The organism is Candidatus Saccharimonadales bacterium, from assembly GCA_035945435.1.
GTDB lineage: Bacteria > Patescibacteriota > Saccharimonadia > Saccharimonadales > DASZAF01 > DASZAF01.
In genome coordinates this window covers 1-26,502 of record DASZAF010000020.1, presented here as the reverse complement: position 1 = coordinate 26,502, position 26,502 = coordinate 1, and the positions used below count along the sequence as shown (strand labels likewise).

Annotated in this window: 37 protein-coding genes, 1 tRNA gene and 1 riboswitch; of the genes, 18 read left to right on the top strand and 20 right to left on the bottom strand. The window is 48.8% G+C overall.

Features of this window, described 5'->3' with window-relative positions; genetic code table 11:
- The first annotated feature begins 17 nt into the window (after positions 1 to 17).
- From VGS28_02535 to VGS28_02525, 3 genes are all read left to right on the top strand, one after another.
- A complete protein-coding gene (locus VGS28_02535; GenBank protein ID HEV2412662.1) occupies positions 18 to 1,040 on the top strand; it encodes a hypothetical protein in 1,023 nt (340 codons plus the stop codon).
- Between the two features lie 86 nt (positions 1,041 to 1,126).
- A complete protein-coding gene (gene tyrS, locus VGS28_02530) occupies positions 1,127 to 2,371 on the top strand; it encodes a tyrosine--tRNA ligase (GenBank protein HEV2412661.1) in 1,245 nt (414 codons plus the stop codon).
- A gap of 29 nt (positions 2,372 to 2,400) precedes the next feature.
- Positions 2,401 to 3,000 (top strand): CDP-alcohol phosphatidyltransferase family protein, encoded by a 600-nt coding sequence (locus VGS28_02525; protein HEV2412660.1) that lies wholly within the window; start codon positions 2,401 to 2,403, stop codon positions 2,998 to 3,000.
- A 61-nt stretch (positions 3,001 to 3,061) separates the two neighbouring features.
- On the opposite strand, the gene VGS28_02520 is transcribed toward VGS28_02525, so the two are convergent.
- The 6 genes from VGS28_02520 to VGS28_02495 all read right to left on the bottom strand — a co-directional run bounded on the left by VGS28_02520 (position 3,062) and on the right by VGS28_02495 (position 8,150).
- Positions 3,062 to 4,555: an LPXTG cell wall anchor domain-containing protein gene (locus VGS28_02520; GenBank protein HEV2412659.1), complete on the bottom strand. Its 1,494-nt coding sequence runs from the start codon at positions 4,553 to 4,555 to the stop codon at positions 3,062 to 3,064.
- A gap of 218 nt (positions 4,556 to 4,773) precedes the next feature.
- Positions 4,774 to 5,019: a hypothetical protein gene (locus VGS28_02515; protein HEV2412658.1), complete on the bottom strand. Its 246-nt coding sequence runs from the start codon at positions 5,017 to 5,019 to the stop codon at positions 4,774 to 4,776.
- A 35-nt stretch (positions 5,020 to 5,054) separates the two neighbouring features.
- Entirely contained in the window at positions 5,055 to 5,690 is a 636-nt protein-coding gene (locus tag VGS28_02510) for a hypothetical protein (GenBank protein HEV2412657.1), read from the bottom strand.
- Between the two features lie 59 nt (positions 5,691 to 5,749).
- A complete protein-coding gene (locus VGS28_02505) occupies positions 5,750 to 6,511 on the bottom strand; it encodes a slipin family protein (protein ID HEV2412656.1) in 762 nt (253 codons plus the stop codon).
- A gap of 64 nt (positions 6,512 to 6,575) precedes the next feature.
- Positions 6,576 to 7,952 (bottom strand): MFS transporter, encoded by a 1,377-nt coding sequence (locus VGS28_02500; GenBank protein HEV2412655.1) that lies wholly within the window; start codon positions 7,950 to 7,952, stop codon positions 6,576 to 6,578.
- Between the two features lie 21 nt (positions 7,953 to 7,973).
- Positions 7,974 to 8,150 (bottom strand): hypothetical protein, encoded by a 177-nt coding sequence (locus VGS28_02495; GenBank protein ID HEV2412654.1) that lies wholly within the window; start codon positions 8,148 to 8,150, stop codon positions 7,974 to 7,976.
- 100 nt (positions 8,151 to 8,250) lie between these two features.
- On the opposite strand from VGS28_02495, the gene VGS28_02490 reads away from it, so the two are divergent.
- The 5 genes from VGS28_02490 to VGS28_02470 are packed head-to-tail and all read left to right on the top strand — an operon-like array spanning position 8,251 to position 13,184.
- Complete coding sequence (locus VGS28_02490) at positions 8,251 to 8,592, top strand: DUF488 domain-containing protein (GenBank protein HEV2412653.1); 342 nt, start codon at positions 8,251 to 8,253, stop codon at positions 8,590 to 8,592.
- A gap of 59 nt (positions 8,593 to 8,651) precedes the next feature.
- Positions 8,652 to 9,167, top strand: coding sequence for an FMN-binding protein (locus tag VGS28_02485; protein HEV2412652.1), 516 nt, complete (start codon positions 8,652 to 8,654; stop codon positions 9,165 to 9,167).
- A gap of 2 nt (positions 9,168 to 9,169) precedes the next feature.
- Positions 9,170 to 9,904 carry an FAD:protein FMN transferase gene (locus tag VGS28_02480; GenBank protein HEV2412651.1) on the top strand — a complete coding sequence of 245 codons (735 nt, stop codon included), beginning with the start codon at positions 9,170 to 9,172 and terminating at the stop codon, positions 9,902 to 9,904.
- On the top strand, positions 9,904 to 11,430 hold the full coding sequence (locus VGS28_02475) for a hypothetical protein (GenBank protein ID HEV2412650.1): 1,527 nt from the start codon (positions 9,904 to 9,906) through the stop codon (positions 11,428 to 11,430). The genes VGS28_02480 and VGS28_02475 overlap by 1 nt, the downstream gene beginning before the upstream one ends.
- A 35-nt stretch (positions 11,431 to 11,465) precedes the next feature.
- Complete coding sequence (locus VGS28_02470) at positions 11,466 to 13,184, top strand: GspE/PulE family protein (protein ID HEV2412649.1); 1,719 nt, start codon at positions 11,466 to 11,468, stop codon at positions 13,182 to 13,184.
- A gap of 4 nt (positions 13,185 to 13,188) precedes the next feature.
- On the opposite strand, the gene VGS28_02465 is transcribed toward VGS28_02470, so the two are convergent.
- A complete protein-coding gene (locus VGS28_02465) occupies positions 13,189 to 13,425 on the bottom strand; it encodes a hypothetical protein (GenBank protein ID HEV2412648.1) in 237 nt (78 codons plus the stop codon).
- A 25-nt stretch (positions 13,426 to 13,450) separates the two neighbouring features.
- Positions 13,451 to 13,888 (bottom strand): SRPBCC family protein, encoded by a 438-nt coding sequence (locus VGS28_02460; protein HEV2412647.1) that lies wholly within the window; start codon positions 13,886 to 13,888, stop codon positions 13,451 to 13,453.
- Positions 13,889 to 13,969: 81 nt separating this feature from the next.
- Between VGS28_02460 and VGS28_02455 the strand changes: the two genes are divergently transcribed.
- The 4 genes from VGS28_02455 to VGS28_02440 are packed head-to-tail and all read left to right on the top strand — an operon-like array spanning position 13,970 to position 16,159.
- On the top strand, positions 13,970 to 14,416 hold the full coding sequence (locus VGS28_02455) for a hypothetical protein (protein ID HEV2412646.1): 447 nt from the start codon (positions 13,970 to 13,972) through the stop codon (positions 14,414 to 14,416).
- A 10-nt stretch (positions 14,417 to 14,426) separates the two neighbouring features.
- Entirely contained in the window at positions 14,427 to 14,795 is a 369-nt protein-coding gene (locus VGS28_02450; GenBank protein ID HEV2412645.1) for a hypothetical protein, read from the top strand.
- Positions 14,796 to 14,811: 16 nt separating this feature from the next.
- Positions 14,812 to 15,303, top strand: a complete 492-nt coding sequence (locus tag VGS28_02445; GenBank protein ID HEV2412644.1) for a hypothetical protein — start codon at positions 14,812 to 14,814, stop codon at positions 15,301 to 15,303.
- Positions 15,296 to 16,159, top strand: a complete 864-nt coding sequence (locus VGS28_02440) for a hypothetical protein (GenBank protein ID HEV2412643.1) — start codon at positions 15,296 to 15,298, stop codon at positions 16,157 to 16,159. The genes VGS28_02445 and VGS28_02440 overlap by 8 nt, the downstream gene beginning before the upstream one ends.
- Before the next feature lie 3 nt (positions 16,160 to 16,162).
- Here VGS28_02440 and VGS28_02435 read toward each other — a convergent pair whose 3' ends face one another.
- Complete coding sequence (locus VGS28_02435) at positions 16,163 to 16,465, bottom strand: hypothetical protein (protein ID HEV2412642.1); 303 nt, start codon at positions 16,463 to 16,465, stop codon at positions 16,163 to 16,165.
- 119 nt (positions 16,466 to 16,584) lie between these two features.
- On the opposite strand from VGS28_02435, the gene VGS28_02430 reads away from it, so the two are divergent.
- The 5 genes from VGS28_02430 to VGS28_02410 all read left to right on the top strand — a co-directional run bounded on the left by VGS28_02430 (position 16,585) and on the right by VGS28_02410 (position 20,329).
- On the top strand, positions 16,585 to 17,190 hold the full coding sequence (locus tag VGS28_02430) for an NUDIX domain-containing protein (GenBank protein ID HEV2412641.1): 606 nt from the start codon (positions 16,585 to 16,587) through the stop codon (positions 17,188 to 17,190).
- A gap of 47 nt (positions 17,191 to 17,237) precedes the next feature.
- A riboswitch (SAM riboswitch) is annotated at positions 17,238 to 17,349 on the top strand.
- A gap of 48 nt (positions 17,350 to 17,397) precedes the next feature.
- On the top strand, positions 17,398 to 18,534 hold the full coding sequence (metK, locus tag VGS28_02425) for a methionine adenosyltransferase (GenBank protein ID HEV2412640.1): 1,137 nt from the start codon (positions 17,398 to 17,400) through the stop codon (positions 18,532 to 18,534).
- A gap of 47 nt (positions 18,535 to 18,581) precedes the next feature.
- Positions 18,582 to 19,265 carry an endonuclease/exonuclease/phosphatase family protein gene (locus VGS28_02420; protein ID HEV2412639.1) on the top strand — a complete coding sequence of 228 codons (684 nt, stop codon included), beginning with the start codon at positions 18,582 to 18,584 and terminating at the stop codon, positions 19,263 to 19,265.
- A gap of 42 nt (positions 19,266 to 19,307) precedes the next feature.
- Entirely contained in the window at positions 19,308 to 19,826 is a 519-nt protein-coding gene (locus tag VGS28_02415) for a hypothetical protein (protein ID HEV2412638.1), read from the top strand.
- 59 nt (positions 19,827 to 19,885) lie between these two features.
- Positions 19,886 to 20,329, top strand: coding sequence for a hypothetical protein (locus VGS28_02410; protein ID HEV2412637.1), 444 nt, complete (start codon positions 19,886 to 19,888; stop codon positions 20,327 to 20,329).
- 52 nt (positions 20,330 to 20,381) lie between these two features.
- On the opposite strand, the gene VGS28_02405 is transcribed toward VGS28_02410, so the two are convergent.
- From VGS28_02405 to VGS28_02390, 4 genes are all read right to left on the bottom strand, one after another.
- On the bottom strand, positions 20,382 to 20,711 hold the full coding sequence (locus tag VGS28_02405) for a hypothetical protein (GenBank protein HEV2412636.1): 330 nt from the start codon (positions 20,709 to 20,711) through the stop codon (positions 20,382 to 20,384).
- A 6-nt stretch (positions 20,712 to 20,717) separates the two neighbouring features.
- Positions 20,718 to 21,083 carry a DUF1801 domain-containing protein gene (locus VGS28_02400; GenBank protein HEV2412635.1) on the bottom strand — a complete coding sequence of 122 codons (366 nt, stop codon included), beginning with the start codon at positions 21,081 to 21,083 and terminating at the stop codon, positions 20,718 to 20,720.
- Positions 21,084 to 21,367: 284 nt separating this feature from the next.
- The gene (locus VGS28_02395) at positions 21,368 to 21,859 is read right to left on the bottom strand and encodes a hypothetical protein (GenBank protein ID HEV2412634.1); all 492 of its coding nucleotides are present in this window, start codon (positions 21,857 to 21,859) and stop codon (positions 21,368 to 21,370) included.
- A 337-nt stretch (positions 21,860 to 22,196) separates the two neighbouring features.
- On the bottom strand, positions 22,197 to 22,655 hold the full coding sequence (locus VGS28_02390) for a hypothetical protein (protein ID HEV2412633.1): 459 nt from the start codon (positions 22,653 to 22,655) through the stop codon (positions 22,197 to 22,199).
- Positions 22,656 to 22,764: 109 nt separating this feature from the next.
- On the opposite strand from VGS28_02390, the gene VGS28_02385 reads away from it, so the two are divergent.
- Positions 22,765 to 22,947, top strand: coding sequence for a hypothetical protein (locus VGS28_02385; GenBank protein HEV2412632.1), 183 nt, complete (start codon positions 22,765 to 22,767; stop codon positions 22,945 to 22,947).
- A 245-nt stretch (positions 22,948 to 23,192) separates the two neighbouring features.
- Here VGS28_02385 and VGS28_02380 read toward each other — a convergent pair whose 3' ends face one another.
- The 7 genes from VGS28_02380 to sodN form a co-directional block, all read right to left on the bottom strand.
- Entirely contained in the window at positions 23,193 to 23,471 is a 279-nt protein-coding gene (locus VGS28_02380; GenBank protein ID HEV2412631.1) for a hypothetical protein, read from the bottom strand.
- 116 nt (positions 23,472 to 23,587) lie between these two features.
- On the bottom strand, positions 23,588 to 24,049 hold the full coding sequence (locus VGS28_02375) for a VOC family protein (GenBank protein HEV2412630.1): 462 nt from the start codon (positions 24,047 to 24,049) through the stop codon (positions 23,588 to 23,590).
- 63 nt (positions 24,050 to 24,112) lie between these two features.
- Positions 24,113 to 24,823 carry a hypothetical protein gene (locus VGS28_02370; GenBank protein HEV2412629.1) on the bottom strand — a complete coding sequence of 237 codons (711 nt, stop codon included), beginning with the start codon at positions 24,821 to 24,823 and terminating at the stop codon, positions 24,113 to 24,115.
- A 71-nt stretch (positions 24,824 to 24,894) separates the two neighbouring features.
- Positions 24,895 to 25,497: an AAA family ATPase gene (locus VGS28_02365; GenBank protein ID HEV2412628.1), complete on the bottom strand. Its 603-nt coding sequence runs from the start codon at positions 25,495 to 25,497 to the stop codon at positions 24,895 to 24,897.
- A gap of 139 nt (positions 25,498 to 25,636) precedes the next feature.
- Positions 25,637 to 25,711, bottom strand: a tRNA-Gln gene (locus VGS28_02360).
- Positions 25,712 to 25,740: 29 nt separating this feature from the next.
- The gene (locus tag VGS28_02355) at positions 25,741 to 26,013 is read right to left on the bottom strand and encodes a S24/S26 family peptidase (protein HEV2412627.1); all 273 of its coding nucleotides are present in this window, start codon (positions 26,011 to 26,013) and stop codon (positions 25,741 to 25,743) included.
- A 12-nt stretch (positions 26,014 to 26,025) separates the two neighbouring features.
- Positions 26,026 to 26,436 carry a superoxide dismutase, Ni gene (gene sodN, locus VGS28_02350; protein ID HEV2412626.1) on the bottom strand — a complete coding sequence of 137 codons (411 nt, stop codon included), beginning with the start codon at positions 26,434 to 26,436 and terminating at the stop codon, positions 26,026 to 26,028.
- Between the last annotated feature and the right edge of the window lie 66 nt (positions 26,437 to 26,502).

Sequence of the window (26,502 nt, the reverse complement as noted above, 5' to 3'; positions counted from 1 at the left end):
TGTACAATAGTCAGAGCATGAGAGGTTGGAGACATAGCTTTGTAGCTGCTGGGGCAGTGATGTTCATGACCAGCAGCCTGTTATTGTTGCTTTCGACATCAGCACAAGCTGTCTCACAAACACCAACGGTTTCTAACGGAGGGCCGAGCGGCCAAGCCTATACGATTAGCCCGCCAGTCGTCACATTAAACACCGACCCAGGTCAGGTTGTCGACGCATCGATCAATCTTACCGATATCGGCCAAAGCAGCTTGAACAACACTGCCGCCGTCAACGATTTCGGTGCCAAAGGCGAGACTGGTAGCCCGAACATACTTTTTGGCAACCAAACGTCCGCATATGGCATCGGAAACTGGGTTACTTTACCGAACTCGTTTATACTCGCGCCAGGTCAGACCAAGACAATCACTATTCCTATTACTGTGCCGAAGAACGCTTCACCTGGTGGTCACTATGGGGTAATACGATTTACTGGTTCACCGACTACAGGAGGTCTTGATAGCGTTTCCCTATCGGCAAGTATCGGTAGTCTCATCTTCGTCAATGTCAGCGGAGAGACGGTCACTAACGCGACGCTCGCGAGCTTTTCAGCAGCCGACCAGAACTACACCCCATCATCATTTTTTCAGCACGGGCCAATCAACTTCATAACAAGAGTCCAAAACAACGGGAATGTTATCGTACAGCCGACGGGGACAATCACCGTCAAAAGCTTCTTTGGGAGTACTATCGGTACAATACGAGTAAATGGTAACCCAAATAGCCCGCTAAACCAACCTGGACGCGTGCTCCAGGGCACTATACGGCGCTTTGAAAACTCACTCGGCCAAAAGACCCTGCTCGGGCGCTACCAAGCATCACTTAATTTAAGCTACGGCAGCCCGACGCAGTATATTAAGAAGAATATCTACTTTTGGGTTATACCTTACACCCTGATCATTATCGTACTAGTAGTGTTAATTGTACTGGGTCTCGGTATATGGTTTGGACTCAAGAAGTACAAGTCCTACATTCTTAAACAGGCTAGACGTCACAGATAGCTCAATCATAATGACAGGTAGCCCTATCTTGATATATGATAGGGCTGATATCACTAGCCTCTAGAACGGGCCAACAAGGAGATACGATGAAACTATCTGAAGAGCTCACCTGGCGTGGCTTTGTCAACCAGATGACATTCACTGACATCAAAGACATCGACAAGCAGATTTGGACGTTCTATCACGGTTATGACTGCTCCGCTGACTCCTTTACCGTCGGCAATCTCGCCGGCATCATGTTCGACAAGGTCTTAATTCGTCATGGGCACACCGCCTTCATCTTGGCGGGTGGAGCAACTAGTTTAATCGGTGACCCGGGGGGTAAAGATTCAGAGCGACCACTTCAAGGTGAAAAGATCATAGCTAGGAACGTCTCGGGTGTTGAGAAACAGATGAGAAAGATTCTGACAGGTTACGACTTTACGATGCTTAACAACCTCGATTGGACCAAGAATACGAATGTCTTAGACTTCATGCGAGATGTGGGCAAGCACTTTGGCATGACAACTTTACTCCAACGAGACTATATTGCCCGCCGACTCGGCGAAGGTGGTTCGGGCATCAGTTACACAGAGTTTAGCTATACGCTACTACAAGCGATGGATTTTCTGCACCTCTACGACAAATACGGCATAACCCTCCAAGTAGGTAGCTCCGACCAGTGGAGTAACTGCGTCGGTGGCGCCGATCTTATCCGTCGTGCGCGCAACGCTACAGCGCATGTGCTGACACACCCTCTTGTCATAGACAAGAAGACGGGTCGTAAGTTTGGTAAGAGCGAGGCGGGAGCGATATGGCTTGATCCTGAAAAGACCAGCCCTACCCAGTTCTACCAATTCTGGGTCAATACAGACGATGCAGGCGTTGAAGACTTTCTGAAGATCTACACGGAGCTCGACAAACCAGCGATTGATAAAATTATGACCAAGCACCGTGAAGATCCAAAAGAGCGTTCGGCTCAACGACGCTTAGCCCAAGAAGTTACCCTTATCGTCCACGGCAACGCGAATCTTTTGATTGCCGAAACAGTTACAGATGTTCTAACTGGCAAAACGCCTGCCGCTATCTTACCCAAACCAGTACTAGATGCTATTGGCAAAGAGATACCCGTCATTAAGACCAAACCAACTGCCGATCTTACGGATGTTCTCGTCAAAAGCGGGTTAGCGTCCTCGAAGAGTGAAGCCAGAAGACTACTAAATAATAAGGCGGTCACTATCAACGGCAAAAAGGCTAGTGGAGACAAGTTAAAGGCTGAAGATTTCCAGAACGGACGTCTTCTCGTCCGTAAAGGAAAAGCCTTTAAAGACTCCGCTCTTGTTGAACTCTAGTCATACAAAAAGTAAGTTATAATAGCGCCATGTTAAGTCGTGTTAAGCCCGCCGCCGAGAAGGCACTCGGCCCAGTTGCCGTCGTCTTTCGACGCCTCAACCCGAACACCATTACGATCCTAGGATTGATCTTCCCCATCATCTTCTTCGTCCTTATTTTGAAGGGCTGGTATTGGTTTGCCATTGTGGCCCTCTTCCTCTGTATCCTCGACATGATAGATGGTATGATCGCCCGCCAAGAGAATAAGGTCAGTCCCTTCGGAGCTTTTTTGGACTCCACTCTAGATCGAGTGGCTGACTTTGTGATTATCACTGCCTTCGGGTTCGCCAACCTGGTCCATTGGTATGTCGTACTCCCCTTCCTCTTATTCGCCTACCTGACAAGCTATGTGCGTTCACGAATCGAGCTGGCCGCAAAAGATCATAACGATAAACTTTTGGCCGGTGTGGGCATCCTGGAACGCCCCGAGAGGATCATAGGCATTGGCGTCGCCCTTTTGCTCTATATCCTTTTCCCGCACGTCATGATCTGGCACCAGAACACCATTGCTCTGTTGTTCATCGTGTTGATCGTTTTGTCTGTCATCACTGTCTGGCAGCGGTTCGAATTTGCGCGTAAACACCTTTGAACGAACACACCCTTGTCTCGCATTGAGCGAAAGCGACTTGCTTTTTCTCGGCCTCAGACTGTCAGCGCTTAAGCCGGTCGATGAAGGCGACTATCTTACCCCGACTGGCATACTTACGCCGTGAACGGATGTAGTAGCCGGCGGCCGTGACAGTGCTCGAGAGACCAACCGTAGCGGCAGGGATCTCATCTGATGCACCAGTTGAAGGGAGCGGTGCTGGCGGAGTCGACTGACAGACGGCGCCAGTCAAGCCGCCATTCTCACAGCTAGGTGTTTCACACTGCCCATTAACTTGGATCTGACCAGGTGTGCAGGTTGGCGGCGGGGTCGATGGGATAGTGATGGTGGCCGTACAGTTGTCGCTCGTACTAGTGGTGTTGTCGATAGTATTGAGGTAATCGACAGTCAGCGTGGCCGTCGCACTTTGCGTGTAGGTATGACTGGTGGTCGCTTGGAAGGTGTCTGGCGTATTGGGCACAGGGGTAGTTGTGGTGGTTGTAAACGGCGTACTACCATCACCGAAGTCAACCATCAGTTTGGTCACCTTTTCGCCGGCACTGTGACTCTCGGTGGCCGTGAAGTCAACATTACCGCTTGAGTCGGGCGCAGTCGCGCTGAGCTCGACACAGGAAGCGAATTGGGCTTGCGGTGTTGGGACTTTGAAGGGCTTCTTACAGTCCGGGCTCAGACTGCTGGTGATGGTCTTGCCATCCGGTGTTTTAGCCTGGGCCACCGCTTCGACGGTATAGTCTCCTGGTGTCGTCTGAGTGTAATTCCAGACGCCGTCAGCTCCTGCCTGGTGAGTGGTAATGGTATTACCGTTTGAATCAAGTATGGTGTACATGAAGCCGGTTAGGACTGCCCCACCTGATACTGAACCGGTTGCGTGAAAGATGAAGTTGGTGCTTGAGGTTTGGTCGACAGAGACTTTCACGCAGTTACACTTTGGAGTCGGTGGCGGAGGTGGCGGAGGTGTGTGATGGCCACTTACTGGGTTATCACAACTTGAAATGATGGCGAATTGGAACACGCCGTTCTTCATCACAACGTAGGCACTCAATGTCGGATTGAGGAATGACTGCTTTGGTGTGTTGGTGTAGAAGATAGTACCGTTGTTATCTCGCTGCGTACTACCGGGGATGTCTCCACGGCCCGCAGATAACGCGTCCGTAGCGACGACCTTGCCGTTGACGACGACTTCGTTCGTATCACGTGTGACAAAGCCCATGACGACCTTCTCACCATTGGCGCCTGTCACCATACTATGAATATCGTCACTGGTTATACCAAAACCACTCCAGCCGTAGATGTCTTGTATGCTCTTGGCTGTATCATGGCCAGGTACTCCATGATCATAATCATTGACTAGGTTACTGATCGACCCCGCGCCGCAATAGACGACGTCGTTAGCTGGGTCGGCCTGTCCACAGATAGCACCTGCGGCTCTAGAACCAATCGCACCTACACCGACGAGACCGACGGCAAAGAGGGTGGCAATCAACCCTTTAATATATGCGCTTTCTAGCGCCTTTGAGATAACCGTACGTATACTCATGGTCACGTGTCGCTTCCTCCCGTTAGTTTATAAAGACTCGCTCTCCACCCTCTCTCTCGTGCTCCCTCACAAAACACGTGAGAATGGTTGGTAGTATAATATAATGTTACTGTTAAACTGTCAACCAACCACACTCTAAGTTTTCACTTACAACTATGATTTTAGTCAAATACGTGTAGAAGCACAAGAAGAACCGTGTGACTTACGGCCTTTCTTTATTAACAGGAGCAGATCGATTTAATCTCTTTGGAGGTACTACCAGCCGGTATCATCGGGCAACTACAGATTAGAGGTGGTCCTGGCTTCTTCCCTGATGAGGTTGTCGAGGATGACGTGGTTGATCGGTCTCTATAATGCATATAGAGAACACCACTACCAAAACCTACTAACAGAGCGACAATTATCAGGATAGGCACCAGATATTTGTTTGGCGCACTAGCTTTCTTGCTGGACTTCGTGACCATAGTGTTTATCCTTAGTTGCCTCAACTATACCACGACTAGTCGTCAACCATCTCATGCGCGCCAAACAACCGCGGGCGAAGCGCAATGAGACGTATCAGTATGGCCAGGCAATGGACGAGAAGTATGACCCATAGGGCTGCGAGGATAGTGCGCTCCCAATCATGTATGTCTTTGGTATGACTAGCGCTAACTCGACCTGCAACAGTCGCATACGGAAAAAGACTGTAAAGCAGGTAGTGAAAGACGGGCCACCAGATGATTAGGCCTGCTGTTCTGATGAGCATGTGAACGGCCAGCTCTTCCTCCAAGCTCTTCTTATCGGCCTTGAAGTACCCCATCTCGTCGGTCATATTTCTAGCCGTACGATAACCTTCAAGAATGGCATTAACGATAAAGTACGAGGCGAGACCGATCAGCCCCCAGAAGATAAAGATGGGGGCATCACTCATATATATATTATTGGTGATAGCGTGGCTGACGGAGTTTGTTGCTGCCGTAAAATCCATCGAGTGAACGAGGTGAACTCCCTTGAACGCCGAGCTGAAGTAAGCCGTCGACAGAAAAGGTATACCAACCGCCAAGGTTCCTGCAAAAACGGCTATACTGCCACTAACCCAAGATGGCGTCAGCAGGAGTTTTTCATTGACGGTTATGCTGCCATAGCGTGCCATTATTGAGATCTATTGTAAAAGGGGCAGCTACTGACGTAAAGCGCTTACTCTATTTGGTCCTACTTACCTTCTTTGGTCATAAACTGCTTGATACTTGAAACCGTGTCCATGAACTGGGCCGGAAAAACGATAGTACTGTTCTTGTCCGAAGCAATCTCAGAGAGTACTTGCAGGTTTCGAAGCTGCAAGGCAATCGGGTGATTCGAAATAACATCAGCAGCCTTCGCCAAGGCATCAGCACTCATCTGCTCGCCTTCGGCGGCAATGATCTTAGCCCGCTTCTCTCTTTCAGCTTGTGCTCCAGCTGACATGGCATTCTGCATCTCAACTGGCAACTGGATGTCTTTTAGTTCAACCATACTGACGTAGACCCCCCACGTCTCAGTCGTCTTGTCTAGGATGGCTTTTATCGACTCGTTAAGTTTTGAAGTCTCGCTCAGGACATCGTCAAGAAGATTCTGACCGATAACATTCCTGACGGTCGTCTGAGCGATTTGATAGACGGCTGACTGAATATTTTCGATCTCAACAACTGACTTGATCGGATCCTTGACTTGGTAGTACGCAACAGCGGCAACGTCAATCGAAACATTATCCTTGGTAATTACCTTCTGAGAGTCAACAGGCTGAGTGATAATCCGCATATTAATCTCCCTGATCTTGTCCACAACAGGGATGATAAAGCGAAGACCTGGCTGTTTCACACCCGGCCGGACCTTCCCAAGGCGCAGGACAACACCTCGTTCGTACTGATTAATAACACGTACGCCACTGGAGAGAATGACGATAATGACAATGACGAGAATAATCGTTAAACCCACAACCAACTCCTAGTTATAACTAGAGTTTCTACCCAAATGGCTGTTTCCGCAAGAGATCGGCACCTTATTCAGAGACAGATCGTTTGGGCAAGCCTGTAACAACGTGGTCTTCTACAACAAGATAGGATATTACGCCTGCCGCTACTGCCATTCCAGCTGAGAGAAGAATAGCAAAATGGTAGTAACTGGACGCTCCTAAAAGACCGAGGAGAGCCACCACGATCAGGCCGGCAGCTCGAGAAACAGCGTTGTTGATACCTGAAGCGATACCCGAGTCTTCTTCCTTTACTGACGTCATCACCGTCGTCGTCAACGGTGAGACGGTTAGAACGAGGCCGCTTCCAAAAATAAGAACCCCGGGCAGGATGTCTACAAGGTAAGAGCTCCCGTGATGCATCTGGTAGAGACTCAGAATGCCAATCCCAGCTAATATCGGGCCGATGGTCATGAAGATCCTAGGCCCAAACTTACTCGAGAGACCACCGACCCTACCAGCGAAAAGAAACATCAGAAAACTGACCGGCAAGGTACTGAGCCCGGTCTTCAGGCTCGAGAAGCCGACATACTGCTGCATGTAGATTGCCAAAGCCACCGTAAAGCCACTCAGCGCGCCGTACATACCAAACGTCATCAGGTTGGAGCCACTAAAGTTCCTCGACTTGAACAGCGTGAGATTAACCATCGGATCTGGGTGATATGCTTCATAAAAGACAAAGGTCACACCAATAAGTACTCCGACTATAAGAGCGGCGACTATAGAGACGCTCCAGTGGCTCACCGGACCTTCAATAAGGCCATAGGTTATACCCGCTAATGATAGGGCTGCTAACGCTGCGCCAAGCCAGTCGACTCGGCGCTTGATTTTATCTTTACTCTCCGCAATTGACGGCAGAGCGATAAGGAGGCAGATGAGAGCGATCGGCAGGTTGATGATGAATATCCAACGCCAGCTTGCAACATCAAGGATCACGCCTCCGACAAGCGGCCCTGCCACAACAGCCGCGCTAGTCCAGGCCGTCCATCGGCCGATTGCCTTACCACGATCTTTTAGCTCGAAAGCGTTGTCTATGATCGATAGACCACCCGGGACTAAAAGTGCTCCGAAAATACCCTGAACGATGCGAGCAATAATTAAAAAGAGAGCTGACGGAGCTGCTGCACAAAAAAGAGAGCTGACAGCAAATCCAACTAATCCAATCAAGTAGACCCGCTTGCGACCGAAGATATCCCCGAGCGATCCACCCAATAGGATAAGAGCCGAGAGGGTCAAAGTATAGCCGTCGACGATCCACTGCAATACCGAGAAGCTGGCATGAAGATGCACGCCTATCTTATGAAGCGCCAGGTTAACAATATAACCGTCGAGAAGAACCACTGAGCTACCGAGAATGGTAGCAATCAGCGTCATCATCTGCCGGTGCTTTGATAACCGCTTGATCATTAAGAGTATTGTAGCAGGGGCTTAAGAAGCTGGTGCCGCATCGAGATCGGCTTTGTAGGCCTTATCCTCGTCTTTCACTTTCTCATTCCAAGTGCTGACCAACTCTTTGACGGCCTCGTCAGTCGTCTTACCCTTTGCTGTCGCCGTACGAACTGCCTTTTTGATGTCTTCAACAACTATATTGTTGTTGTCACCCATCTTGTCGTATGGCCTCTTACAACCACATTGTAAGCACATAGAGGTACCCTCCCATTACATTGCTGCTTCAATTATACAATCCTCGTGTACCATAGACAGTATGAGTCTGCAGATAAAGCGTATCTACGAAGCCACCTCATCTGAGGACGGCTACCGTGTGCTAGTCGATAGACTGTGGCCACGTGGAGTTAGCAAAGATAAAGCGAAAATTGATCTCTGGCTCAAAGAGATTGCACCATCTAGCGAGCTTCGCACCTGGTTCGGACATAAGCCAGAACGCTTCCATGAGTTTGCGAGGCGCTATGAAGCAGAACTTGATAACAACCCAGCCGTTAAACAGATGCGGGAGATCATTAAGGACCACCACAAAGTTACGCTTTTGTACGCAGCACGTGATACTGAAAATAATCACGCCAGTGTTCTTTATAATTATTTGACATAACTATAGGGACCTGTCAGTTGTTTTACAGCTAGACATGAGACTGTTAACGGGAATATTCTATGCAATTATTTTTTAAGAAAGCAGTAATCGGCCTAGGTGTCGTTGGCGTTTTTTTAGTCTACAGCTTGGGAATCAGGCGCCATCTGCCAGTATTGGCCAAGCCAAGCTCACTGGCCAGTACAAAGACATCGACCAGCCGTTCGAATAGCTCACAGAGCAGCTCTTCCACTAGCGGCCAGCAATCGAGTGGATCCTCGAGTTCGAATAACACAAGCCAGCCCACATCATCCACATACAAAGACGGGACATACACCGGTAGTGTTGCCGACGCCTACTATGGTAACGTCCAGGTTTCGGTTATCATCTCTGGTGGCCAGATAACAGACGTGAAGTTCCTGCAGTACCCAAACACCCACGCCACATCTGTCTTCATCAACCAGCAGGCTATGCCGTACCTAAAGCAGGAAGCTATCCAAGCTCAAAATGCCAACGTTCAGATTGTCTCAGGTGCTACCTTCACTTCCCAGGCCTTCTCTCAGTCACTTCAAGCGGCCCTAGCGCAGGCGAGATCATAAGTATGAAACAGACCAGACTAATCATGGGTATGCCGATCACCATCGAGATTGTCGACAAGGCAAGCGAAGACATAGTTGAAACCGTCTTCGCCTATTTTCGGCAAGTCGACGCCCGCTACAGCCCGTTCAAACCAGATAGCGAGGTCTCGAGAATCAACAGTGGGTTACCTGACGCCGAATGGAGCAGTGAGATGAGGTCGATCCTAGAACTCTGTGAGTTGACGAAACGACAGAGCGGAGGGTATTTTGACGTCTTTCACGAAGGAAGATTGGATCCGTCAGGTTTAGTGAAAGGCTGGGCTATTAAAAACGCTTCGAAGTTAGTCTGGGATACGGGCTACAGGAACTACTACGTTGAGGCCGGTGGAGACGTTCAAGCACACGGGCTGAATGACAAAGGTAAGCCATGGGCAGTTGGTATACGTAATCCTCAGAAGATCAACGAGATTATTAAAGTGGTCGGGCTAAGTGATGGGGGCATAGCTACTTCTGGCACCTACATCCGCGGCCAGCACATATACAACCCTGTTCAAGGCTACGGACAGATAAACCGCGTCAAAAGTCTGACTGTCATCGGGCCTGACATTTACGAAGCAGATCGTTTCGCCACCGCGGCCTACGCCATGGGTCCGAAAGGTATCGCTTTTATTGAAGCAATGCCGGAACTCGAAGGATATATGGTCGATACAAACTTACGAGCTACTTTAACGAGTGGCTTTGAAAGGTATCTCGCTTGATGCTCGGCGCCATCAACTCTTTCATCGACCGAATAACGATGTACAAGCTCTTGCTCTACTATCTGATTGCCCTCCTGGGCGTGGCAGTTATCCTGGGCACAACAGGTGATTTAGGATACAAACCTCTCTATATCGCAATCTCAGCAATCCTACTGCCGACAGCTTGTTGGGTAATTAATAAGATATTCGCTTGGATCTTTCATGCACCCACAAATAGCGACTCGTCGCTGATCACCGGCTTAATCCTCGCCTTGATCATCACACCGGATCCAACTTTGACGAACTACGGCCTTACATTTATGTTGGCGGCGGCGGGCTTAGCTGTCGCCTCGAAGTATCTTCTCACTATACGGAGAAAGCATATCTTCAACCCAGCGGCCATCGCTGTTGTTCTAACCGCCCTAGGACCACGACAAGACGCCAGCTGGTGGGTAGGGACAGCTGTCATGTTGCCGTTCGTGATTATTGGTGGCGTCTTACTGGCAATCAAGCTCAGAAGGTCAATCATGATCACCACCTTCTTTGGTTCGGCCATCGTGGCGACGGTTCTTTTCTCGCTGTTTACAAGCACGAGCGTGACTACCAGCCTCCACAGTCTTCTTGTCTCTTCACCGCTCTTCTTCCTTGGCTTCGTGATGCTGACAGAGCCATCTACATCGCCGACGATGAACACCAAGCAAAACATCTACGCCGCCCTCGTTGGTATTCTTCTGCCCCCTCAGGTCCACATCCTGAGGCTTTACTCCTCGCCTGAGCTAGCACTGACCACCGGCAACTTGTTCTCGTACTTAGTCAGTTCCAAAATAAAGCTTTTTCCGATCATTAAGGACAAACAGCGGATCACGTCCGACAGCGCCGACTTTGTCTTTGATCCAGGTGCAAAACTCAAATATTTGCCAGGACAGTATATGGAATGGACACTTCCTCATCATAAGACTGACCTCCGGGGTAACCGCCGCTACTTCACCCTTGCATCATCGCCGACTGAATCGGATGTCCGCATTGGCGTCAAATTCTATCAGCACGGTAGCAGTTATAAGAAAGCCCTACTGGCCATCGATCGATCAACACCTATCGTCGCTGATCAGCTTGCAGGAGATTTTGTAATGCCAAAGGATAAGAAGACAAAACTGGTCTTTGTCGCAGGCGGTATCGGCATAACGCCTTTCAGAAGTATGGTGAAATACTTGCTTGACACGAACGAAGAGCGAACCATCACACTGCTCTATTCCATTAAGAAGAAATCCGATATCGCATATGGTCCGGTTTTTGAGGAGGCACACAAGAAGATCGGCCTTAAGATCGTATACTTGGTTACTGATGAGTCTCCCGCCGAAGATGAGCAACATGTAGTTCACGGGCGCCTGACAACAGGGACGATCAAGAAACTAGTACCGGATTTTGAAGATCGCCTATTCTACGTTTCTGGGACTCACCAGATGGTCCATGATGTACGCAATATGCTTATCGACATGGACGTGCACCAGTCTCAAGTCAAGATCGATTTCTTCCCCGGATACTCGTAAGTAGTCGGGCGTAAGCGTTTTGCTATACTACTGATATGGCATTATCCGAGCAGCTGTATCGGAAGGTGTTCGTCGATGAGAAGAAGGTTCTCAACGATTTCGAGTATAGCCGGGCAGTCAGGGAGGCTGATGAATCGAAGCGGCCCCTTAGCCTTGTACTCATGGAGAGAGCCTACCTTTCGCCGACTCAATTTCTACAGATCTTAGCCGATCATTTCGATGTCCCTGCTCACGAACTGAAGGTTGGGAGCATCGATATCGATGTTCTTAGGCTTATCCCTGAAGACTTTGCAACATCAAATCTGGTTGTAGCCTTTGATCGCTCCGACAACTCTATCAAGGTAGCCTGTGAGGATCCCAGCGATCAGCATCTTGTCGAAGAGCTGCAACAAATACTCCAATCTAAAATTGAACTCTATGTTGCAAGTGAATTTTCACTAAGACGAGCTCTCGTCCTCTACGACGGCGACCTCACCCAGAAGGTCAAAAGCGTAGTAGCCCAGCTCGAGACACTCAATGACGTTGAGGACAACCAGCAACCGACCGTTCAACTCCTCGGGGCAGTCATCGAAGCAGCTGTCTTGATGGATGCATCGGACATCCACATCGAACCTTACGAATCGGAGATTATCATTCGCTTCCGAATCGATGGTTTACTGAGAAGCATCGTGACCGTGCCGAAAAAAATGTCCCCATCGATTTTGGCTAGGCTCAAGGTTGTAGCCGAGCTAAAAGTCGACCAGACTCGGCTACCACAAGATGGACGCTTTACGGATAACATCAAGGGGCAAGAGGTTAACTTTCGTATCTCAACAGTCCCAACTTTATGGGGCGAGAAGGTAGTTATGCGTGTGCTGCCAAGAGAAGCTCATCTTTTCGATCTGCATAATCTTGGTATGCTGCCTGGTGACTTAGAGACAGTCGAGTCATATCTGAAGCGTCCACACGGCATGATTCTGGTGACAGGCCCGACCGGATCTGGAAAGACAACGACGCTCTACGCCTGTCTTCAGGAGATTGGTAATGACCGGATAGATGTTGTCAATATAACCACTATAGAAGATCCCGTTGAATATACCATGCCGAGGATCACCCAGATCCAGACTCAGGCTGAGATTGACCTGACGTTCGCTAGCGGCCTGCGAGCCCTTCTGAGGCAAGATCCTGATGTCATCATGGTCGGTGAAATTCGCGATAAAGAGACGGCAGATTCAGCCATTCGTTCAGCCTTGGTCGGCCGGTTGGTCCTCTCGTCGCTGCATACCAACGATGCAACCTCGACGATTCCTCGTCTCCTCGATATGGGGATCGAGCCGTATCTCGTCTCTTCAACGCTCTCACTCGTTATCACCCAGCGTCTGGCCAGACGTCTCTGCCCATACTGTCGCAAGGCCTACAAGCCTGAAGAAAAGACGATGCAGGACTTAAAGCGCAATCACAACTTTGACGAAGTAATCCAGCGGCTTCAAAAGTTTGGCTTTATTGAAGAGGTGGCTATGGATAACCTGCAGTTTTATAAAGCGATGGGCTGCAGACGCTGCGAGGGAGTGGGTTATCTTGGCCGCCAAGGTATCTATGAAATACTCAAAGTCACTGAACGCCTTGAGACTGCTATCAACGAGCGCGAGGACAGTAATAAGATCAGGCTAATCGCCCTAGAAGAGGGTATGAAAACGATGTTTAGCGATGGGATCGCCAAGATGATACATGGCCAACTCGACCTACCTGAGCTATTACGGGTTGCGTACAGCTAAAGAATTACATCTTTAGGAAGAGAAGCAGATGGTAGACCAAGAATGCAGGCCAGACCAGGGCTTTTAAGAATGCTAGGATAACAAGCCAGAACGTCCCTGAATGAACGTGCAGGTAGTAGATTAGTGCCCCGATAAAGCCTAGAAACCAGAGCCCGTGTGAGCTTTTGTTGATGACTGTCCTGTTGGCTTTTATCGAACGTGTCTGTTCACTTCGAACTTGCGTATTTTTGTTGTCAGCCATATCTTCACCCTCCTTACCTATCTAATTATGAGGTGCCCTCTAGGACTTGTTTCAGCTTGTCTAAGCAGGCCACCTCGTTTTTCATAGTCTTTGTGATCATTGGCTCCATTAGCTTTGCCAGGCCTTTTGTCTGGTAGTCCAGGCTGAATGTGATACTAGTCTTACCTGTAGATTCCTTCAGGCTGAAGTCACCTGTTGGCCGTGCCGGACCCGTGGTGACAACAAAGCCAATGTGACTGTTAGGCTGGACCGCCGTAAGCTTGTAGTCGCCCGCTATTCTACGACCACCTGGGCCCTTAAGAGTCTGGGAGTATTCTGCACCGACAGTTCCTTTGACACCTGATTTGAGGCTGATATCAATGACCGCATCCCGCCATTTCGGATTGTTAAGACCGTCAACAAGAAAGTTAAAGACAAGGGCGGCAGACTTATTGACAGTTACCGTATAGTCAGCATGAGCCATGGACCTCCTTCTTCAACTTATGTAGATAAGTATAGCAAAACTAACAACCGAGAAGTGATATGATGTTAAAGGAGGAATATTATGAAGAATAGCAACACAGTACTTATCATAGTAATCGTCATCGTCTTAGCAGTTGGAGGATACTTCATCTTCCATAAGTCACCAAAATCGACACCATCAACTTCAACCCAAAATGTGGCGGCCGTAAACAATGCAGTCCTCAAGACCAAGACAACATCGGGAATTGGCCAATACCTAGCCTCTCCGAATGGAAAAGCCCTTTATACCTACCAGCTTGACAGCAAGAACACCAGCAACTGTAGCGGATCTTGCCTTGCGCAATGGCCGGCTTACGTTGACACTGGCTCAACCTCTAACCTTCCGAGCGGAGTCGGAGTCATTAAGCGATCTGATGACAATCAAGAACAATACACCTACAAGGGAATGCCGCTTTACTTCTTCATTTCAGACAGCTCAGGTAAAGTCACCGGTAACGGCATTGGATCGTTCTCGGTTGCTAAACCATAGCGATTAACACATGGCAAAAGCGTCGTTAGCTCTTACACACAACGACTCGCTTGCCCGGTGGCTTTTAAGGGTTGGGCTAGCCTTCGTTTTCGTTTACGCTGCAGTCTCGTCGCTGATCCACCCGCTCGTATGGGTTGGCTATCTACCTAACCTTATAACAAACCATTTAGACGGCACTCTCATTCTCAAGCTGATAGCGATCTATCAGCTTCTGCTCGCCGTATGGCTCATGAGCGGGCGGTATGTGCGTTACGCGGCACTTCTTGGTGCGCTAACGCTTGCTGGCATCGTCATTTCAAATCCAGGCCAAACACTTGTTACTTTCCGTGACGTTGGCCTTATTTGTATGGCTCTTGGGTTGGCGGTAATCGAAAAGTAGCCGATAATTAAGGTTGATGCAGCTTACTGTCGAACAGTTTACGGAGCAGTTCAAACACCATATACGCGTCTTGCTCGACTACGACGCTCTTACTCGCCACGATGAGATAGCTATCAACACAGGCTATCGCAACCTGAAAGAGATGTCCGACTATTATTGCCCCTGGTATTACAATGGGAAGCGCTATAGCTGTATCCCCGAGGAGATAATTAACGACGCTTCATACAGAGCTATACACCTATCGCAGGGTGCAAATTTTCCTGAAACGGTTGAGTATATCAAAAAGCGACGAACGTATCCAAAAAAACTCTGGCCGGTTCCCATCATGACCGATCTAGCCACCCATCAGACTCTCCTTCTGGACGGAAATCATATAATGTCAACTCTCGTTCACTACGAAAAATTTGAGCAGAACATACCAGTCTGTGAAGTTGCTGGACGCGATCTGTCTGATGTTCTGATAGACTTTGAGTTCTTGAAGCGATCTGTTGGGGTGCACCATGAATGACTTTAGGCCCAGGCGACGACACGTCTACGCACAACCTGGGAGATTACGGCTTCCAAGCTCAAACTATCGTCCTGCGCGTCGCACGGCTTTTCAGGGGGCACGACATCAAGCCTGGCAAGTACTAACCAAAGTCCCGAAGATTACTGCGTACTTCTGGATCATTAAGATCTTAACGACTGGGATGGGTGAAGCGCTATCGGATTTCCTGGTCCACCGTTATAATCCCTATCTTGCAGTGCTTCTCGGGACAGCGGGAATTGTTGCCGCTCTCGTCTGGCAGTTCTCGAGAGAAGGATACAGCGTTTGGGCTTATTGGACGGCAGTTGCTATGGTCAGCGTCTTCGGAACGATGGCAGCAGATGTACTACACGTAAAACTAGGTATTCCGTATATCGTTTCAAGTCTCTTTTACGCGGTTGTGCTGACCATCATATTTGCTGTCTGGTACGCTAGCGAGCGAACTCTCTCGATCCACAGCATCCATACGAAACGGCGCGAGGCATTCTACTGGCTGACTGTCTTAGCGACTTTCGCCCTGGGCACCGCTACAGGTGACCTGACGGCTGCAACCTTTCATCTCGGATACTTCTTCTCGGGTGTCCTCTTTGCTGTCATCTTTGCGATCCCCGCTCTCGCCTACTGGCTCTTCCGCATTAATGCCGTCTTTGCGTTCTGGTTTGCCTACATCATCACCAGGCCTCTTGGGGCCTCGTTCGCTGACTGGTTCGGAGTACCACACTATTTAGGAGGCCTTAATTTCGGCCGGGGTAATATTAGCCTCGTGTTAACTGCCCTGATCGTAGTGTTCGTCACGTTCCTCGCTATCACACATCGTGACGAGCAGGCAAAGATCTAGCAGCTACTTATTATATTCCGGGTGTTTAGACCACGTCATTGCCAGTAAGAGGCCCATTATGAGCACACCGGCTCCCACAAGACACATAGTCCTGAGCGGATGAAGACGGATATGGGAGCGTACGACCGCCAAGAGACCAGCTGCAACCACGAAGTTTGCCCAGCCCCATGCAACGTTGACCACAGCTGATGATGGCCTACCAAACGGGGTCATATGCTTCTGCCCGGTTACGCCTTTAACAAAGTGGGGCACGCCGTTGGCAGCAAAAGCACCCGCAAAGAAGCTCGCTACGTATAGTTCCCACATACCTATCCTCCTTATGCTTATACTCTATAGTTTACTCCCACTGTCCAGAGAGCTGAAACAGAACTTACAGAGAGTGAATGAGATTGCTCAAACTGAACAATCATTGTATAGTAGTGTTCATGACTGAGGCGTATGCGGGAGCTGAGGCACTTGAGTCCACCGACAACTATAGTCTTACGATCGTTCGGAAAAACGGTCGTATTTTGCTTGGTCGCAAGACTCGCGGTTTCGGGATGGGCAGATTGGTAGCCCCAGGGGGCAAAGATGAGTATGAGCTCGCATTTGGCATGAATTTTTGGGACGCCTTAAGAGAAAATGCTCGAAGCGAGCTCTCTCAGGAAACCGGTCTTGATCTAGTCACAAGCAGTTTCAGATGGGTTGGGAATCTGAATCTAACAGACAGCGAAGATGAGACGAGTACGGTCACACTGTTTGTCGTTGATTGTCCGCCATCTAAGGAGACTCGCGATGAAGACAGCAGAGAGGACCCCGAACTAGTTGACCTCGAGTGGTTTCAGGAGGATCAGATTCCGTACGATCGCATGCCAGACGATTACAGGTTCTGGTTACCATACATACTGAGTGGTGAACGCGTAACTGCTTTCTTCCGTGACGAAGGTGACTCTCTCGTGAACGGCGAGGTCTATCACCAGAAAATCGAACCCGAGCTTGAACGTATGCAGCTCGTCAAAGTCGTTGGTGGTGCCGTCCTCCAAGCGGCATAGTGCTAACTCTAGCGCTATGTTACAATCGACAGTGCTTAACAACTTAAACAATATACAGAGTGCAGCGAGAGATCTAGCTTATTGACCTGCCGGCAACCTGCTTGGGAACAAGTGTTGGTGCCACATCTAGCCCGCCGATTGCGGTGGGGAAGATATTTCGACAGTGTCGTATCCTTTCCGCCGACAACAAGGCAGAGAGGATTTTTTATGCCCAATAGCTTGGACAATACTACCCTATTTACCAGTGAGTCAGTCTGCGCTGGCCATCCAGACAAGATCTGCGACGCAATATCTGACGCAGTAGTTGATGCCGCACTCGCCCAAGATCCTCATAGCCACACCGGCATCGAGACGGTTGCTGGGGCTAATCAGATCTGTCTTTTTGGTGAAATTAAGAGCAAGGCAAAGATCGATTACGAAAAGATCGTCCGAGACAAAGTTCGTGAACTGGGTTACGACGTACCTGCATGGGGTTTTAGCTATCAAGAATCGACATTTAGCAACGACGTTCACGAACAGTCACCAGAGATTGAGATGGGTGTTGACCCGGGTGGAGCCGGCGACCAAGGCATGATGTTTGGATTTGCCTGTGACGAGACACCGGAGCTGATGCCGCTACCAATTGCTATGGCTCACGCTCTCACTCGACGGATCGACGAAGTGCGACAGAAAAAACTACTAGCCTGGCTCCGCCCGGATGGTAAGGCCCAGGTAACCATACGCTACGAGAGCGGTCGGCCGGTTGCTGTCGAAAAGCTCGTTGCTGCCGTAGCACATGATGAGAAAACATCACATACAAAAGTTCGGGCCGAGATCATTGAACACGTCTTCACTCCAGTTCTCAAACACTATGGCTTTAAATTACCGAAAGATGCCGACATTGTCGTAAACGGCACAGGTCTTTGGTTTATACCTGGGCCTGAAAGTGACGCAGGCCTGACCGGCCGCAAGATCGTGGTCGATACCTATGGTGGATACGCCCGTGTCGGTGGCGGCGCATTCAGCGGCAAAGACCCGAGCAAGGTTGACCGGTCCGGTGCGTACGCTGCCAGATATATCGCCAAGAATATCGTCGCTGCTGGTCTTGCCAGCAAATGTGAGGTTGGGCTTGCCTATGTCATCGGCCATGCAAAACCCCTTATGCAGACGATCGACACCTTCGGAACGGCCACAGTCATAGAGAAAGCCCTCTACGACTTCAAGGATAAGCTGATCGATACGAGCGTCAGTGGCATCATCAAGAAACTTGATCTGGGCCGCCCGATATATGGTCAGACGTCAGCCTATGGGCATTTCGGGAAGAGTGGGCTGCCTTGGGAGAAAGTAAACACCATAGGTAAGTAGGTTCGACAGCTTGATTGTGTCACTGAGTGCGGTAAACTCAAGATGACATGAAGCTAGTCTTTCTCAACACCATGAATGGAGGGGTGGATAAGCCTCTTCGGGCTTTTTTGGCCGAAAAGACGAATGATACTGACATCTTCTGCTTCCAAGAAGCCTATGAGACAATGCGCCACCTGGCTTCAGAAACACTCACTGGTTACAGATCTCTGTATAAGCACAAGTTTGTCAGCACGAATGACGATTTCCATCAACTTGTATACTGTCAAAGAAATCTAGACCTAGTTGAAACTGGTACGATCTTTGGTGACAAGGCCGGGGTTGGCCTAGGTCTTTATTTACATGTCAAGACTTCTAATGGTGACCTGTACGTCTGTAACTACCATGGCATGTCCAGACCTATCGATAAACTCGACACTCAGAAACGCATCATGGCGTCACGTGGACTGATAGATTTCTTCAAGGATAAAGACCACGTCGTTATCGGGGGTGATTTTAATCTCTTCCCACAGAATGAAAGTATCAAGTTATTCGCGGAGAATGGTTACAGAGACTTAATTAACGAGTTCGACATTAAGAATACGCGGAATCGTCTCATTTGGGAGAAGTACCCAAACAATCCTAGGCAGTATTACTCGGACTACACCTTTACGAAGGGCGTGGCGGTCAAATCTTTCTCTGCTCCTAATATAGAGATATCCGATCATCTTCCTCTTATCCTTGAGCTTGCTTAGCCTTCCCTAGACTATAGAAGCATATCATTGTACTGTAATTGCATGTCTGTAGACGTACATCCAACAGAGCGAGCTCGAACCCTGTTAGAAATGTCGGCGGGAGGATTGCTGGCAATCGATGACCTCGCTGAACCTTTCGACCAACCAGGCCAACCTGAGGGTCGACTTTCCAGCCAACTTAACTGTGGGGACCTTGGACGCATTTGTTTGGCGGTTACGCCAGAGAGAGGGCGTCGGCTTGTGACACCACGAACACTCGGAAGGTGCACGATATGGGTCCTGCAGAGCGTCAGCGATCCTGCATCAGGAAGCGACAGCGCCCTTGAGGTAATACGCCTGCTCCGTTCTCTGCCACCTCGTGTTGACCGACAGCTATCGAGGGGTGTTGCGTATCCGTTTTGTTTTAGAGATAGCGAAGTTGAAGCGATGCTAACCTCCACACCCGGTGCATCTAACAGGGTGCTCGCATGCCGCCGGGCACTACTGGATGAGATCCTGTCCATCTCCGCAGAAGTCTCCATGGCTACCGTTGAAGCGGTGGCTGCGGGTAGGCAGCAGTAATAAAGCTCACACCCCAAATTCACTGAATAACTAGACAACAAGTTGTAGAATAGAAGTATATGGGTATTTGGGTGGGCACAAATAAGAAACGAGCTGCGACTCTAGCATTCTTGCTTATCCCCGCTCTTGTTGGCCTTGCATTCGCATTCACATCGAGTAGTCATCAAAGTCTGACGGCCACCGATGTGACATGGATCGTGCCGCCAGAACAACATATCAATGTTCGGCTTCCTGACCTCAAGTCTCACTTTGAGGCAATGGCCGCCCTACCATTACCGCCACCCATGGAGACATCAGGCACATCTACAGCAACTATAAATGTCCCGAATTCATGCGATAAGTCGGTTAGCTCAGGCGTGGACGGTATCAGGGCCTTCATAGAATGTATGTCTAAGAATGATGATGACTCTAATAGCAATGTCAACATCTCTGATGTTAGCCAACAGAGCGGCAATGCCACGAGCACTAGTAGCAGTTCTATCAACGTGACAATCAATCAGTAGGCACTATTCGCCAAGCAGCACACTCATTAAGCTTGTTTTGCAGTACCGCTCCTTATAACCACGTTCGTAACTTGTTTCGTTCTTCTTTTTCACGAAAGGCAGCCTCCATATCCACGCCGAGCTTATTCGCAATCGCAGTCAACATAATAAGAACATCGGCAATCTCGCCACCAGTATCGAATTCATAAGTCTTATTAACATCGATTCCCATCGACGTATGGGGTGACTTGCGAACCACTTTGCAAAGCTCGCCAACCTCTTCGATAAGTAGCAGACAGTCTTCTGTCAGGCTGTTATTAAAGCCACGTTCTTTTTCGAGGTCGATAACATATTTTTGGATATCGGAAAGAGTCGGATTAGATTTTAGATGCAAGTTGCTCATACGTTCTCAGCTTACTGCTTTCTTCACGAGTGCACCGATTTTTGCCTCTTCAGCGGCTGTGAGCTCAGTTAACGCAAAGTAAATAGGCCACATGCCACCATCATCGAGTTTCGCCGAGTCATTAAAACCCAGGGTCATGTACCTCTCACCGAATTTCTGTTTACTGCGGAAGAAACAGACTATTTTACTGCCATTTGTGTACGCGGGCATGCTGTACCAAGTTCTCGGTATCAGCGACGGTGCACTGGTCGTGATAACAGCATGGAGACGTTTACTAATCGCACGGTCAGGTTCCTGCATCGCAGCGATTGCAGCAAGCACCTCGGTCTCTCCTTCAGTTCTCAGCTTTGCTTTTTTATCGTCTTCTTTCATCGGCGTCCCCTTCAAACCTTTCTACGCATCATTTAGGTTCATAAGTGCAGTATAACAAAAACCTAGACTAGGGCGCTTTTGGAAGTACAATGATGCCATGAACAAATCATACAAGTCGTGGGCAACCTGGAGCGTGACGGTTTTTATCGTTTGGGGGATCATATTTCTAATTCGATGGGGGCTCAAGAGCTCCCCGAGCATCGGAGACCTGGCCTTAATCTTCGCTGGATACTGTGCAGCTTGGATCATAGCGACGGTACAGTTTGTTTTAATTACCAAAAAAATCAATTAGACGTAATCTGCCACGTTGAGTCGCCGTATGACAAGCTGTCTGCTGCCACGTTTGAGATACTGAAGGTGACCTGGTCGCTACTACAGTTCGCACCGGACCCGGTCGGAGATACGGCGCCGTCAGGGGTAGCAATGGAAAAATTCTGAAGGCTAAAATTTGTATCCGAACATGAATTGGCGGGTTCACCGTTATCAGTAAGCTTATAAACAATCGTTAGTGAATACGACTCATTGTCGTTCGCTTCGGTAGCGGTAATGGCTTCGGGGGATATACAGATCACACCCCTGCGCCCGCTTAACAGGGCTCCGACCGAACACTTCTGGTTCTCGTCGATAGAATACGCTGGCGGCGTATACGAAGGCGGAGGGATTGTTACCGTAACTGGCGGTGCGGTATTGTTCTCCTCCTTTGGCCCCTTATATGTAGGCGTGATGGTGGAGAGTGGCGTGCAGACAACTTGGCTGCTTCCACTGTTCGTCGGCACACAAGGTGCAGTTTTGGCGACAGTTTTAGTCGGTGTCTTTTTTGCAGTGGCCGTAGTCTGTCGATTATGAGTATATGTATGAACGTAGCGACTAATGAGAATCAGGCTACCTCCTACCACTAGCAGGCATACGAGACCAGCGATCCATAGCGTTGGCCGCTTTGCTAGGTGTTTGAGATACCTAAGATATACCTTCTTGCTTACTTTCCAACTACTCACCAGCTTCACCATTCATTCGTGACTTCTTATGCAGAGATTATCGATCATTGGAGCGTTCCATTCAAGTACGCATACGCCTTTAGCTCAAAGTTAAGGTCTAGACCGCTAACAATTGGGCTTAGCTTTCGATCTGTTGCCTCAGCTGCTCGGCCAGATCGCTTGGTTCATGGTACGGAATATGGACCGCTCTCCCAAGAGCAACAAGTTCCCGCATAACCCAACTTAGTCTTTCACCTGGTCCTGTAGCTAGAAATACCCTGTTGCCGCTATTGTAGGCATGCTCAACTTCTACGCCACGACCGTCCGACCCGACCCCATCGACCAATGCCAAAAATGTAGGACGAGCTTCGATATCTGCGAAATTCTGCGCCATGCTTGCTCCAGGCTCCTTATCGCTAATTCTCCAGCCCTCGGCTTCGACAGCGCAGTAGACAGCGAAACCACCAACTCCTCTCAGGGCCGTAAGAATATCCTCAATTCTCTCCCTGAAGTCGTCATGTACAGCCCCGGTGTCATAATCTACATGACCCGAAAACGAAGTTGCAAAGAATAAATCTCTTTCAAGGGATTCTGCCATAGTTATATAAACCATAGCATAATAGCTGTATAAATCAAATTCTGGCCTGCCCCTACTGTTAACACCTCCTCGATTTTTGTGAAGCCACTTGCGGGTTTATAATATTGTCATGATCAAAAAATACCCGTACCGGGTTTGGGTTATTGGCGCCATTGTGGCGTGGGCTGTCGTACTCTTGTTGACTTGGCGGTTCATAAGTACCCACAGATTCCACCAAGTACTTATCTTCTTCTTCGGGTTTTGGCTAGGTGTTCTTGAGGCACGTCTCGCTCGTAAGGTCTCTAAGGAATAATAGGATGGGAAGAACTTCAATCACTATAATTTACCTTCTAGCCATGGCCGCAACGGTGGTATCTGTTGACGTACTCTTCTTCCGACACCATTTTTGGGAGCGGCTAATGGTCAACGTGGGAATTGTTTTGGTGTATGTATCGTTCTATTTAGTATTCCTTTTGCACAGGAAGTCCTAATAGCACTTACACCTATGGCTAGTCAGGTGAACCGATTTCAAAACCCCGTCGACGACGAGCTAGACATTTACTCCGGCATACCCGGCATCGAGACGTACTCCAGGATTTCAATATCAGGACCATCGGGGTTTTTGAAATTAGGGTGATCTTTCATGATCTCAACCGCTTGATCTAAGTTTTCGGCCTGGATCACCGAATAGCCTGTAGTCCAGCCCTGGTCGTCCTCAACCACCCCTTTGTCTAGTTTCTTCGATGGCTTCACGGGCGATCCAAAATCAACAAGCGCATTACCATGACGATTCTTCCATTCCATCCACTCGGCCATGCTGGCTTTCATTTTATCCATACCAGCTTGCTTGATTCGCTCTTCAGCTGAAGTTGGCGAATAATAAAGGACCAAATACTTTTTCATAAACCCTCCTGTTGTCTAAATTATAGATCACTCGGCTGTACTCGGGATCCCTAAAGCTCATCTATAACGAACTTCTTCATCTTCATCATGTGCGCAAAGGCGTTCGGTCGACTTAAAAGCTCGTCCATATTCTCTGGGACTATTTGCCAGCTCAGCCCATAGCGGTCTTTACACCAACCACATTGTTCAGCCTCTGGTACATTAGAAAGCTTTTCCCAGTAATAATCGATCTCTTCTTGATCTTTACAACCTACTACAAAGGAGACAGCCTCATTAAACTTAAATTCTGGCCCAGCGTTTAACGCCATGAAACTTTGCCCGTTTAGCTCAAAGTCGATTACCAGTTCCTTGCCTGCCATATCTTTCTGGAAATCAGCAAGCCCTTCTTCCGCACTGTTTGGGTAGTGCATCGTATTAACTATTTTGCTGTCTGGAAATACCGATACGTAATAATCAACAGCCTCTTTAGCGTTACCATCAAACCACCAGCAGGACTTAATTTTTTGTGCCATGTGCTCTCCTATACTTGTATTCTTAGAGTAACACGGCGTAACAGTCTAAGGCTGAAGTTCGGCCTAAGCACGTCCAGCTTGCATCGCAAGATCAAACACAAACCCCCAGCCATACTTCGCGTAGACGGCTTTGGCTCGATTGAACTCTTTCGATGAATATTTGCCGATAACCTTTTTAACAATCTGCCGCTCTTGTTCTGAAGGACTTAGACGATCCCAGTTCCTCACGCCATTCTTGATCCTCTCTACAGACCCCGACGTAGGTGTCCACCCGAGTTTTGCCATACGACGGCACCCTTCCATACATACGTAGACATCTTCGGCAGGTGTAGGCATCCTTCCGTCTTCGGTGTCGTACGTGTTCAGCCGTAAGACTCGGCCCATGGCGTCCTTAAAGCCGTAACCTGTCGGATCGTGGAGCTTGCCATCCGCAGCAAGATAGACCGTATCGATACTGCATACATAGAAACGAAGATAGTTTTCTACCGTGTGCCTCAGTCCATAGGCCTGTTGGGCGTTCCAGATACCATTGACATCCCAGTCACCCGCCGGCTTTACCTCGTCTAGTATGGTTCGTAAGTACTCCCGCGCTCTTTCATGGGGCACGGTACCTACATAAGAAATATCGATATCACTTGGGGTTGTATCAGTTAAAAAGCCACGAGTCCATCCTGAAGCAATAGCGGGTTCGATGAGACCTTGATTCTCGAGCTCGGCAAGTACACGACTTGCTTGTTGGACTTGGGGTAGTGCCTCGATAGCTGCCTTCTTCATGATGTACATATAATAGCAAAACCCCTGCGGAACAGAGGTTCTTTTAGAATTAGGGATGAACCAAGGCCTATCTAGGTCACGTGTCTATGGCTTGTGAGACCCTTTGGTCCTAGTAATTCCCGTAATTGTTTAAAGATCCCCTCTTCATCTATCTGTACAAAGTCAGTAGTATCTACTTCAATAATCGGTCCTTTGAGTTCTAGTGTCCTATCTTTTTCCTTTAGCATCTTCGCCTCAAAGCCGGCTATGTCTTCTGCCTTGTCCTGACCAGGATGTCGCTCTATAGACTGGGAACGGTGTTTATATCGTTCAAGGAGTACTTTGCCATTTGCATAGCAGAGTATTTGTACACACTGGAAGTGGTAGAGTTTTTGTAATTCTTGCAGCCTTTCATTATGGAACTCGGGGTGGAAAGGACTCTCTACTATAAGTGAGCTACCTCCTTTAAGTTGTCGCTCTATGAAGTAGAAGACTAGGTCATAGGTGGTTCTTCCCAGCTTCATCGACCACTGTATGTCACTCCAACCTAGATTGTCGAGGAGTACTTCCTTGATGCCGTCTTTGCTAATAAGCGGCAACTGTATCGCTTCCGCTATTTTCTGGCTTAGCACTGTCTTGCCCGAAGCAGGCAGACCAGTGACCAAGATGAGTGTTAATGGGGAATCATCGTTCATGGAGGACACTTTAACACAAACGGTGTTATACGAAGGCTAATAATTTGAGCAGATTGCAGGAATTGTTTTTTAATGAAGCTGTCGCAAATGGAGGACAACTGGTCGCATATGGGATTCAAACACTAAATAACAGAGTTACTGGCTGGCGAGGTAGGATTCGAACCTACGATCTCCGCGTCCAGAGCGCGGCGCCTTACCACTTGGCCACTCGCCAATAACACATGAGGGATTATAACCCGTATATCAGTATGATTCAATCTGTTGTCTATTAACCCGCGGCCAAATAAGCTTGCCGACAATCTGGTTCGCATCACTTAGAACATAGCGTGAGGACCTTGAGTTAGCACCGACCAAGTGATCACCGTGTAGGTATTTCACAACCTCACCGTCAGGGTGTACCCTGGCAATCACAATATGACCAGTTGTGTATCGTCTGCGTCTCAAAAAGACGCATATCCGACCGGACTTCAGTATGGGCTCCATACTCGCGCCCACAACTCGACGGACGTACAGCATAGCGAGGTCTGACTACTTCTTCTTGGAATCAGCGAACATTGTGGCGATATCAGCTACCATGTCACAGAGCTTCTGGCACTCTTCTTTGCTCACAGTCTGCTTCACCTTGCCGCATTGTTTAGCAGCCATCCAGAACTTTTCGTGAAGGTCTGGGTACTTATCAAGATGCTCAGGTTTAAAGTAGTCACTCCAAAGGGTATAAAGCTCCCTTTTGCACTTGTTAGCATGCTTCTCCTTAACCCAGACACATCTATTTAAAGTGGCTTTCTTCTCGGTTGTCGTTGGCTCTCCAAGCTGTTCAAGCAGCTCGACCATCCGAACGCAGGTCTGAGCAGCGTGAGTCATGGTGTCCGTTTCGTAGATACCGCATGGTATATCACAGTGGGCATAAACTGGTTTGATCAGCCTCTCTATAATCTTCATCGTTGCTCCTCCTTAGATTATCTGAAAAAAGTGCTTGCGCTTACTCTTCTTATCTATTACTATAAT